General features: G+C 65.2%; 7 protein-coding genes. 5 read left to right on the top strand and 2 right to left on the bottom strand.

Going from position 1 to position 10,974, the window contains the following annotated elements; all coding sequences use genetic code 11:
• Positions 1-11: 11 nt before the first annotated feature.
• Positions 12-2,543, top strand: coding sequence for a DNA translocase FtsK (locus AC1DYJ_RS06215; protein WP_477286361.1), 2,532 nt, complete (start codon positions 12-14; stop codon positions 2,541-2,543).
• A gap of 75 nt (positions 2,544-2,618) precedes the next feature.
• Here AC1DYJ_RS06215 and fsa read toward each other — a convergent pair whose 3' ends face one another.
• Positions 2,619-3,275: a fructose-6-phosphate aldolase gene (gene fsa, locus AC1DYJ_RS06220; RefSeq protein WP_477286363.1), complete on the bottom strand. Its 657-nt coding sequence runs from the start codon at positions 3,273-3,275 to the stop codon at positions 2,619-2,621.
• Positions 3,276-3,365: 90 nt separating this feature from the next.
• On the opposite strand from fsa, the gene AC1DYJ_RS06225 reads away from it, so the two are divergent.
• From AC1DYJ_RS06225 to AC1DYJ_RS06240, 4 genes are all read left to right on the top strand, one after another.
• Entirely contained in the window at positions 3,366-5,549 is a 2,184-nt protein-coding gene (locus tag AC1DYJ_RS06225) for a primosomal protein N' (protein ID WP_477286365.1), read from the top strand.
• Positions 5,550-5,815: 266 nt separating this feature from the next.
• A complete protein-coding gene (locus tag AC1DYJ_RS06230; RefSeq protein ID WP_477286367.1) occupies positions 5,816-8,035 on the top strand; it encodes a TonB-dependent receptor in 2,220 nt (739 codons plus the stop codon).
• 9 nt (positions 8,036-8,044) lie between these two features.
• The gene (locus AC1DYJ_RS06235) at positions 8,045-8,425 is read left to right on the top strand and encodes a hypothetical protein (RefSeq protein WP_477286369.1); all 381 of its coding nucleotides are present in this window, start codon (positions 8,045-8,047) and stop codon (positions 8,423-8,425) included.
• Entirely contained in the window at positions 8,422-9,708 is a 1,287-nt protein-coding gene (locus AC1DYJ_RS06240; RefSeq protein WP_477286371.1) for a RhtX/FptX family siderophore transporter, read from the top strand. The genes AC1DYJ_RS06235 and AC1DYJ_RS06240 overlap by 4 nt, the downstream gene beginning before the upstream one ends.
• 11 nt (positions 9,709-9,719) lie before the next feature.
• On the opposite strand, the gene AC1DYJ_RS06245 is transcribed toward AC1DYJ_RS06240, so the two are convergent.
• Positions 9,720-10,886: an MFS transporter gene (locus AC1DYJ_RS06245; protein WP_477286373.1), complete on the bottom strand. Its 1,167-nt coding sequence runs from the start codon at positions 10,884-10,886 to the stop codon at positions 9,720-9,722.
• Positions 10,887-10,974 lie beyond the last annotated feature (88 nt).

Genomic DNA, 10,974 nt, shown 5'->3' on the forward strand with positions numbered 1-10,974 from the left:
GAGTCTTGAGTATGGAATCCAGGCGTTTTCCTCGGGTCAATTCATTGAAGCCAGCTTCGACCGATGACCCCGAGGGGAAGCGTTCAAACGGCATCAGCGGCAAGATGGATGGCCGGCAGGCCGGTGCGACCAGGGCCGGCAATCTTGCGCCCCCCGTCGATCTCGCCGGCAATGAAAGCCCTGCCTGGCAGGATTATTTCTTCCTGGCGCCCAATGTGCGGTTCACGCGCACGCCGGACTATGAAGCCAGCACACGCCCGCGTGAGCAGGGTGATGCCGGGCAGCACGAGCAAACGGCGCAGCCGGCGCCGCAAGCAACCGCACGGGCGATCGCGCCGTCGCATCCGGATTTGCCCGCGCCGACGAGCGATCGCAATCCTGCCCTGGACGCCGCTCGGCCACCCGCCGGCAGCGCGGCCCATGCCCATGGCAACGCAAGGCAGCCTGCCTCGCCCGGTCATCCCGGTGATAAGGCAAGGGCGGGGACGGCCGCCGCGGCACGCACACCTGAAGCGCCTGCCCAGGGAACGGCGGCATCGGTCCGCTCACCAAGCCGCGGGAATCCGCGCTGGCCCTATCTGTCGGATCACGTCTTCTTCGAACTCATGGCGCCCTACATGATCGAGAGCTCGTTGCCGGCTCCGCAGGCGGTTCCGCGTCCGGCCGCACCCGTTGCCGGCCCACGGGTCGACATCCGTGCCGTGACGGCGGCCGATCCCACCGCATCGTTCCGTGTCATCGACTGCCTTCCAGGTCTGCAGGCGCCGTCTGCCGCGCCGGAGGTCCGTCCGGCCAACTCGAACCAGGCCGCGGCTCGGCCTGCGGCGAGCAGCACGCCGCAGCGCGCCCGGGCGGCGGTTCCCGCCGCTGCGGGCAAGGCCGCTCCGGCGCGGGTCGCGCAAGGCGCGGAAGATACCGTACAGGCCCCGGCCATGCGCGTGCCGGCGCCGCTGCCCATGGCGGGCAAGATCGTGTCCGCCACGACCGATGGAGCATACGAGCTCCCCTCGGAAGAGCTGCTGCAGCAGCCGCCGGAAGGGCAAGGCTTCTACATGTCGCAGGAGCGGCTCGAGCAGAATGCCGACCTCCTGGAAAGTGTGCTCGAGGATTTCGGCGTGCGCGGCGAAATCATCCATGTTCGTCCAGGTCCGGTCGTCACCCTCTATGAATTCGAGCCGGCGCCGGGCGTCAAATCGTCCCGCGTCATCGGGCTTGCCGACGATATAGCGCGTTCCATGTCGGCGGTTTCGGCACGCGTCGCCGTCGTGCCCGGCCGCAACGTCATCGGTATCGAGCTTCCGAACGAGACTCGCGAGACCGTCTATTTCCGCGAGCTGATCGAATCGCAGGGTTTTCGCAAGACCAGTTGCAAGCTGGCGCTTTGCCTCGGCAAGACGATCGGCGGCGAGCCCGTCATCGCCGAACTGGCGAAAATGCCGCATCTGCTGGTCGCCGGCACCACCGGCTCCGGCAAGTCGGTCGCCATCAACACCATGATCCTGTCGCTGCTCTACCGGCTGAAGCCGGAAGAATGCCGGCTGATCATGGTCGATCCCAAGATGCTCGAGCTCTCCGTCTATGACGGCATCCCGCATCTTCTGACCCCCGTCGTCACCGACCCCAAGAAGGCGGTCACCGCGCTCAAATGGGCTGTGCGCGAGATGGAGGACCGCTATCGCAAGATGGCACGGCTCGGCGTGCGCAATATCGACGGCTACAATGAGCGCGCCGCCCAAGCCCGCGACAAGGGCGAGGCGGTCGTCATGACGGTGCAGGCGGGCTTCGAGAAGGGCACCGGGGAGCCGCTGTTCGAGCAGCAGGAAATCGACCTTGCGCCGATGCCCTACATCGTCGTCATCGTCGACGAGATGGCCGACCTGATGATGGTCGCGGGCAAGGAGATCGAAGGCGCGATCCAGCGCCTGGCACAGATGGCCCGCGCCGCCGGCATCCATCTGATCATGGCCACGCAACGTCCCTCGGTCGATGTCATCACCGGCACGATCAAGGCCAACTTCCCGACCCGCATCTCCTTCCAGGTCACGTCCAAGATCGACAGCCGCACTATTTTGGGCGAGCAGGGTGCCGAGCAACTGCTCGGCCAGGGCGACATGCTGCACATGATGGGCGGCGGGCGTATCTCACGTGTTCACGGCCCCTTCGTCTCCGACGCGGAGGTCGAACATGTCGTGGCGCATCTGAAGGCGCAGGGCCGCCCGGAATATCTGGAAACCGTGACGGCGGACGAGGATGAGGAAGAAATCGAAGACGACGAGGGCGCGGTCTTCGACAAGGGATCCATCGCGGCCGAGGACGGCGATTCCAGCTATGACGAAGCGGTCAAGGTGGTGGTGCGCGACAAGAAGTGCTCGACATCATACATCCAGCGCCGCCTTGGCATCGGCTACAACCGCGCCGCTTCCCTGGTCGAGCGTATGGAAAAGGAAGGCTTGGTCGGCGCACCCAACCATGTCGGCAAACGCGAGATCATCATGGGGCGGCGCCCGCCGGCGGCCGCGCCTGACGATAAGGGGACGGACTGATCGGCGAAGGGGCTTCTTCTGAAGCGCAATAAAAAAGGCCGGTTTCCCGGCCTTTTTTGATATCGAATCCTGATCTCAGCCGATCTTCTGGCCGGTCTTGGCCCAGTCGGCGGCGAACTGATCCAGACCCTTGTCGGTCAGGGGGTGCTTGACCAGTGCCTTCAGCGTTGCCGCCGGCGCGGTCACGACATCGGCGCCGATCAGGGCTGCCTGTTTGACGTGGTTCACGGTGCGAACCGAAGCGACGAGGATCTCGGTGTCGAAATCATAATTGTCGTAGATCTGACGGATCTCCTGGATCAGCTCCATGCCGTCAGCGCCGGTGTCGTCGACGCGGCCGACGAAGGGCGAGATGAAGGAGGCGCCCGCCTTGGCTGCCAGCAGCGCCTGGTTGGCCGAGAAGCACAGCGTCACATTGACCAGGCGGTTCATCTCGGTGCGGATCGTCCTGCAGGCGCGCAGGCCGTCCAGCGTCAGCGGCACCTTGATGCAGATATTGTCGGCGATCTTGGCCAGGATCTTGGCCTCGGCCATCATGTCCTTGTACTCGGACGCGACAACCTCGGCCGAAACCGGGCCCTTGACGATGTCGCAGATCTGCTTGGTGACTTCGGCGATCTTGCCGCCGGATTTCAGGATCAGCGAGGGATTGGTGGTGACGCCGTCGAGCAGCCCCAGGTCGTTCAGTTCCTTGATGTCCTTGATGTCAGCGGTGTCGACAAAAAATTTCATGGGGGTCTCCTGAAAGATTTCCATGTGCATGCCATGCACATTCGGGGTTGCCCTTTGATCTAGACCAAAGTCGGGGCAAGGTCACGCCCGATGATCGAAGATTCGCCCTTTGTCGCAGCCGCGCCGGTGCTGGTGCCGATGCCGGCCGAACGGCCCTACACCTATGCGGTGCCTGCCGGCATGCGCGTGGTGCCGGGCTCGATCGTGCGCGTGCCGCTCGGTCCGCGCCAGGTTGCCGGCATCGTCTGGGACGGCGTGGTTGAAAAGGTCGATGCCAGGAAATTGCGGCCGATCGAGCAGGTTTTCGATTGCCCGCCGATCGATCGCGGCATGCGCCGCTTCGTCGACTGGATCGCGCAATACACGCTGTCGCCGCCCGGCATGGTGGCGCGCATGCTGCTGCGCGCGCCGGAAGCCCTCGATCCCGAACCGTGGATCGAGGGTCTGCAGCGAACCCTTCTCATGCCCGACCGGATGACGGATGCGAGGACACGCGTGCTGGAGACGGCGGAAGGCGGCTTGGCCTGGACACGCTCCGGGCTGGCGCATGCCGCCGGCGTGTCGTCGACGGTGATCGAGGGGCTCAAGGCGCAAGGCGTGTTCGAGACAGTGATGATCCCGCCGCGTCCGGTGGTCGCAGCGCCCGATCCCGCCTACGCCCTGCCGGAGCTGATGCCCGACCAGGCCGACGCGGCCGCCATGCTGCGCGCCAATGTCGCGGCGGGCGCTTTCAATGTGACGCTGCTCGACGGCGTCACCGGATCGGGCAAGACGGAAGTCTATTTCGAAGCGGTGGCGGCGGCTCTGGACCAGGGCAAGCAGGTGCTGATCCTTTTGCCGGAAATCGCGCTGACGCATGCTTTCCTCGAGCGCTTCCAGCAGCGTTTTGGCGCCAAGCCGGCCGAATGGCATTCCGACCTGCCGCCCCGGATGCGCGAAAAGGTCTGGCGGCAAGTGGCGGAAGGTGGCGTTCGCGTCGTCGCCGGCGCGCGCTCGGCGTTGTTCCTGCCGTTCCGGGAGCTCGGCCTGATCGTCGTCGACGAAGAACATGACCCTGCCTACAAGCAGGAGGACCGCGTCTTTTACAATGCGCGCGACATGGCGGTGGTGCGCGGCCATATCAGCAGTTTTCCGGTGGTGCTGGCATCGGCGACACCATCGGTCGAAAGCCGGGTCAATGCACAACAGGGTCGTTACAGCAGGGCGGTGCTGTCAGCGCGCTTTGCCGAGGCCGCCCTTCCCGATCTGAAGACAATCGACATGCGGCGCGCACCGCCGGCGCGCGGCGGCTTCCTGTCGCCGCTGCTGATCGATCAGATGCAACGCACGCTTGAGAAAAAGGAACAATCGCTGCTGTTCCTCAACCGGCGCGGCTATGCGCCGCTGACGCTGTGCCGGGTCTGTGGCCACCGCTTCGGCTGCCCTGTCTGCTCGGCCTGGCTGGTCGAGCATCGCTTTCGCGGCCAGCTCGTCTGCCACCATTGCGGGCACAATGAGAGGCGGCCGGATGCCTGCCCGGAATGCGGCACGCTCGACCATCTGGTGGCGTGCGGTCCTGGCGTCGAGCGCATTGCCGAGGAGGTCGTGGCGCATTTCCCCGATGCCCGCACCATCGTCCTGTCATCAGACTTGATGGGGGGCGTGCGGCGGCTGCGGCTTGAACTGGAGGCCATCGCCAATGGCGAGGCCGACATCGTCATCGGCACGCAGCTGGTCGCCAAGGGCCATAACTTCCCCAACATGACGCTGGTCGGCGTCGTCGATGCCGATCTCGGTCTCGCCAATGGCGATCCGCGCGCCGCCGAGCGCACTTTTCAGTTGCTCAGCCAGGTGACCGGCCGCGCCGGGCGCACCGGCAAGAAGAGCCTCGGCCTGCTGCAGACGTTCCAGCCGGACCATCCGGTGATGCGGGCGATCGTCTCCGGAGACGCCGAGGCGTTCTACGAGCGCGAGATCGCCGAGCGCGAGCGGGCCGCACTGCCGCCCTTCGGCCGGCTCGCCGGCGTCATCGTCAGCGCGGTGACCCGGGCCGAGGCCGAGGGCCATGCGCGCGGCCTGCGCCGTGCAGCACCCCAGGCCAGCGACCTGTTCGTGCTCGGCCCGGCCGAAGCGCCGCTGTCGCTGCTTGGCGGGCGGCATCGCTTCCGCCTGCTGATCCAGGGCGAGCGCCGCGCCGACATGCAAGGTTTCATCCGCACCATGCTCGCCGAAGGGCCGAAGCCACGCGGCTCTGTCCGCGTGCAGGTCGACATCGATCCGCAGAGCTTTCTGTAAGCTCAAAGGCTAGTGCCGACGCCAGCGCCCCGAAGCCGTTTTGTCAAGAAAGCTCAGTGTCTTAGCATCCGCTAAAACGCTCGCGGCTGATGTATCCAACTCCCGTTTCGTTTGCTGACTAATCCTGATCAAAAAACTCATAAAATAAATGTTGACTCGTTTTATCATGAATTATAACTGGGCCTTTCCGCTTTGGCACTGGGGACCAGGGCATGGATGGGGTCAGCATGCGCAGATTGTACATTTCACTTCTTTGGTCATCGGCCTTGGGTTCGTCGATCCTGGCAGGCACGGCCTTCGCCCAGGAGGCCAACCCGACAGACAAGCAAGGGGCCACCGTGCTTGACCAGATCCTCGTCACCGGCCGCAACGAACGGTCCATTTCCAGCGTTGCCCAGTCTGTCCAGGTCGTGGAACGGGAACAGGTTGAGGAAGCCGCGCAGGAGAACATCGACGCCGCGACCCTGATCAGCCGCATCGTCCCCGGCTATGCGCCACGCAACCAGACCATTTCGGGCGCCTCGGAAACCTTCCGCGGCCGCAGCGTTCTCATCATGGTCGACGGCGTGCCGCGCAACACGCCGCTGCGTGACGTATCACGCATCCTGTCGATGATCGACCTGAATTCGGTCGAGCGCATCGAGGTCATCAACGGCGCTTCCAGCCTTTATGGCGCCGGCGCCACCGGCGGCACGATCAACTTCATCACCAAACGCGGCGACAGCGACAAGCCGAAGGTGACGGTGCGCACCGGCGTCACCGCCTTCACCGAGAATCCCGGCAAATCGACCGGGCCCAGTACCAGCGTCTCGGTCGAGGGCAAGAAAGGCGATTTCGACTATTTCTTCTCGGCCTCGGGCGATCTGTCGCGCCGCACCTATGACGGCCACGGCAACGAGATGGCTTCGGACGCCATGCTCGGGCAAGGCGGCGGTGACCGCACCGGCACGGGCAATCTGTTCGGCGTGGCCGGCTACCAGTTCGATGCCAAGCGCTTCGAGGTCAGCGTCGACTGGACCTATGCCAACCAGAAGCCGGACTGGTTCACCGATTACACGACCAATCCCGTCTCCCCGGATTTCGATGACCCCTATGAAGGCAAGCCGCTGAAGGAAGATTCGAAATACCTGACCGCCAAATACACCGACAGCGACTTCGCGCTCGGAAACCTCGAGGTCAAGGCGTTCTACAACGACATCTTCAAGCAGTCGCCCTTCACCAAATTCTCGGCCGTCAACAGCCAGGTGTATTTGCCGTTCAATCCGACGCGTCCGGTGATCCTGCCGCCGGGCAGCGACCCGACGGCAGACTTCAACCAGACGGCGCTGCAGTCGCGGCGCAGCGGCGTCAACCTGACCGTCAACACGCCGATGGATTTTATCACCCAGGGCAGCACGCTGACCTGGGGCGCGGACTATGTCTTCGATTCCACCGATCAGCAGCTGACCAACGGCCAGGACGCCATTTCGCCCACGACCCAGAACTCGGTGGCCTTGTTTGCGCAGGGCGAAATTCCGGTGACGGATCGTTTTCGCATCAGCGGCGGGGCGCGCTACGACCAGTTCTACCTCAATGTCGAGGACTTCACCCGGCCTGCCGCTGCCGTTCTGCTTGGCCGCAACATTATCGGCCTGCCGGCGATCCGGGTGACCGGCGGCTCGTTCGACTACGATGCCGTCACCTTCAATGCCGGCGCCGTCTACGACCTGACCGAAAGGATGCAGCTTTTCGGCAATTTCTCGCAAGGCTACAGCCTGACCGACATTGGCGGCTTCACCCGTCGTGCCGGGTTGAACTCGAACGCTGAAACCTGCGACGCCTACGGCACGGCGATCCGGCCGCTGCTGCCCTGCACCAACGCGCCGGACTATGCGATCAGCTATGCCGATATCGCGCCCGAGCCACAGCTGGTGAACACCTGGGAAGCCGGCCTGCGCGGCGACTGGGGCGACTATCGCGGCGGCGTCAGCACCTATCTGTCGACCTCGGACAACGGCGTCAGCTACGACATCGTCAACAACCGGGTGTCGCAGCAGAAGGAACGCATCTGGGGCGTCGAGGCCAATCTCGAGGCCGACCTCAGCGGCATGTTCACGCTGGGCGGATCGGTCGGCTACGTCGAAGGCAAATACGATGCGGATCGCGACGGCCACATCGAGGCCAACGAATATTTGCCCAACAACCGCATTCCCTCGACCTACAAGGGCCTGGTCTATCTCACCACCCGTTTCGAGAACGAGCTGACCCTGCGCAGCGAGCTGGAGCTGTTCTCCGGGCGCGACCGCATCGCCACCCAGGAACTGGACGGCGCTGCGCTGGTCAATCTCGCCGTCTCGAAGAAGTTCGCCAATGAGAGCGTGCTGAACCTTGCCGTGCGCAACGTGTTCGACACCTACTACATCAACCCGTCCGCATCTGCGACGCGCGGCGCCGACGTTCCGGGTCTGGGGCGTTCCGTCGCGCTGTCGTACCAGATCACCTTCTGAGGGGCGGCGATGGCGGTGTCTCTCCAACGAAACGGTGCATTGGTCTCGCTGCTGGCAATGGCGCCCGCCGATCCGGCGGATGGCGGAGCCTACGTCGAGGCGCTCGGCCGCCTTTCCAAGGAACAAGAGCCGTTCGTTCTGCTGGTTGAGATCGGCATCGAGATCGCGCTGAGCAACGCCCAGCGCAAGGCGCAAAACCTCTGGTACAAGGCCGAACGCGAGCAGCTCGAAAAGACCTGCCGCGCCTGCGCCCTGGTGCGCTCCGCCGTCGACGGGACCATGCAGCGCGTCTGGCAAAGCCTGTTCGGCTTTCCGGTGCTCGTCACCCGCAGCCGGAAGGAGGCCGACGCTTTCCTCAACGGCTACGCGCCGAAGGAATATGCCAAATGAGCCGCGACGTAGAACGGCCGGCGCCTGCCGGGCTTTCGCGCCTGCGGCTTTTCGTCGTTCTGGCCTGCCTCTATCTGGCGCAGGCCATCCCGAGCTACCTGTTTGCGGCGGCGATCCCGCCGATCCTGCGCGAGCAGGGCGTGTCGCGCACCGCCATCGGCATGATGGCGCTGCTGATGCTGCCGCTGGTGCTGAAATTCCTGTGGGCGCCGCTGGTCGACCGCTTCCGGCCGCTGGCCCGCGCGCATCGCGCCGGCTGGGTCATCATCACCCAGATCGGCGTCATCGCCGGCATCGCCGCCATGCTGTGGATCGAGCCGACCGATGTCGCCGGCATCTTCGCGGTCGGCCTTGTTGTGAGCCTGCTGATGTCGACGCAGGACATCGCCACCGACGGCTACGCGGCCAAATATCTCGACCCGAAGGACAGGCCGATCGGCAATGCGATCCAGGGCGGCTCCGTCGCGCTCGGCGTCGTTCTGGGCGGCACGCTCGGTCTGCTAGCCTATCATCATGCCGGCTGGCAAACCATGGTGGCCATGGTGGCCGCACTGTCCGTCATCCCGCTGTTTGCCGCCCTGGCCATGCGCGAGACCGATCCTGTCGCGAGCGGCCCGCAGGCGGCCATCGACCGCCCCTCCATCCTGCGTTTCCTGCGCCGGCCGGAGGCGCGCCAGATCCTGTGGATCGCGCTTATCTACCGCGCCAGCGAAGGGCTGGTGAAGTCGATGGAAGGCTCCTATCTCGTCGATGCCGGGGTGCCGCTCGATATCATCGGCTATCTCTCGGGCGGCGCCGCGCTCACCGTCGGGCTTGGCGGCTCGGCGCTGGCGGCGTGGCTGCTGCACAAAAGGGGCGCCGCTTCGGTGCTCGGCCTGCTCGGCGCGCTGCGCACCATCTGCTTCCTGATCTTCGCGCTGCATGCGTTCGGCGCCATCGCCGGCTTCTGGCCGATCTTCGGCGCCTCGTTCCTGCAGACGCTGGTGCGCTACATGGAGATCGTGGCGCTCTACAGCCTGTTCATGGCCGTCACTTCGTCGGACCAGCCGGGCACCGATTTCACCATCCTGTCTTGCGCCCAGCTCATCGTCTACCTCGTCGGCTCCATGCTTGCCGGGCGCCTCGCCGACATGCTCGGCTACTCCGCGCTGTTCACCCTGGCGACCGTGCTGTCGGGCATTGCCGTGGTGGCGACCTATCGCATGCTGAACGCCCATTTTGCCGATGCCGCAAAAGCCCGGCCGGAAGATCCGATGCAGTCGCTGCCGGAGGTCGCCGAATGAGCGCGGTTTGGCTAGTGCCTGCGGACCATGGCGGCGAGACAGGCGGCGGCCAGAGCCAGCGCCGCGCAGCCGGCCAGTGGCGCAAAGGGCCAGAGCGTGAAGGCAAAGCCGCCGGCTACCGCGCCGATGCTCTGGCCGAGCACATGGGTGCTGGTCAGCCAACCGGCCGCGGCGCCCTGCTCGCCAGGCTCCAGGCGTTTCATCAGCCAGGCGGTGTAACCGGGCGTCGCCAGCGCAATGCCGGCCGCCGCTACCACCAGGGCAGCAGCCGAGACGGCATGGCCCGCGGTGACGGCCAGCATTGTCATGCCCACACAGACCAGAAGGCAGCCGACGACGACGCTGTTGCGCTCAGCCAGCCGCAGGCGCGCCACGATCATGCCCTGAACCAGAACCATGACGACGGCCACCAGCATCAAAGCGAGGCCGGTCACTGTCGTCGCCTGCGTCGCGCCAAGGGCGAAGCGCTGCTGGACCATCGGGCCGAGCATCATCTGCACCTGTCCGAAGCCCAGCGTCAGGCACAAGCCCATGGCCAGGCAAGGCAAAGCGCGACGGTCGAAGGGCGATATTCCGCGGCCGGCATCGGCCGCCTTGTCGTCGGTCTGTCCGCCGCTTTGCTCTCTGCCCGGCGCCAGCCACAGCAGCAGCGGGCTGAACAGGAACAGGATGGGCGGCAGCAGCGGCGACAGCACGGCGGCCGCAGCCGGCAGCGCGCCGGCCAGCCGTCCCATGCTGACGCCGGCGCCGAGCAGCCCCAGCGCGGCCTGCCGCCGGTCGTCGGCGACCGAGCGGCTGGCCCAGACCTGCGCCGTCGGCATGACGCCCGATGCAGCGAAGCCGTAGACGAAGCGCGAGAGCATCAGCAGAGCGATGCCGAGCGCGGCACCGGTCCCGGCTATCAGCAGCATGGCGAACACCGCCTGGCCTGCCAGCATGGCGAGGCCAAGCAGGCGCAGCAGCCTGGCGTGGCCAAGCCGCTCGCCCATGCGGCCCCACAGCGGCGAGCCGACGAGGAAGGCCGCCGCGCCGACAGCGGTCGCCGCGCCGACGGCAAATGTGTCGAGCCGCAGCCGCTCCATCACCATGGGAACGAGCGATACGAAGGCCGACTGGCCGAAGCCGATCGCGGAGACCGCGATTGCCAGGCGGCGAAGAAGCGAAGTTCGATTTTTCATATTGCCCATCACAACGAAAAGCTTATTTCTAGTTTTATCTAAATAATCAATAGAAATATTTAAAGTAACAAAAGTATAATATAGTACT

The organism is Mesorhizobium sp. P2_B11 (genome assembly GCF_056404855.1).

Bases quoted from the DNA above. Each gene is read 5' to 3' on its own strand.
- AC1DYJ_RS06215 (WP_477286361.1), top strand. From the start codon at position 12: ATGGAATCCAGGCGTTTTCCTCGGGTCAATTCATTGAAGCCAGCTTCG.
- fsa (WP_477286363.1), bottom strand. From the start codon at position 3,275: ATGAAATTTTTTGTCGACACCGCTGACATCAAGGACATCAAGGAACTG.
- AC1DYJ_RS06225 (WP_477286365.1), top strand. From the start codon at position 3,366: ATGATCGAAGATTCGCCCTTTGTCGCAGCCGCGCCGGTGCTGGTGCCG.
- AC1DYJ_RS06235 (WP_477286369.1), top strand. From the start codon at position 8,045: ATGGCGGTGTCTCTCCAACGAAACGGTGCATTGGTCTCGCTGCTGGCA.
- AC1DYJ_RS06240 (WP_477286371.1), top strand. From the start codon at position 8,422: ATGAGCCGCGACGTAGAACGGCCGGCGCCTGCCGGGCTTTCGCGCCTG.
- AC1DYJ_RS06245 (WP_477286373.1), bottom strand. From the start codon at position 10,886: ATGAAAAATCGAACTTCGCTTCTTCGCCGCCTGGCAATCGCGGTCTCC.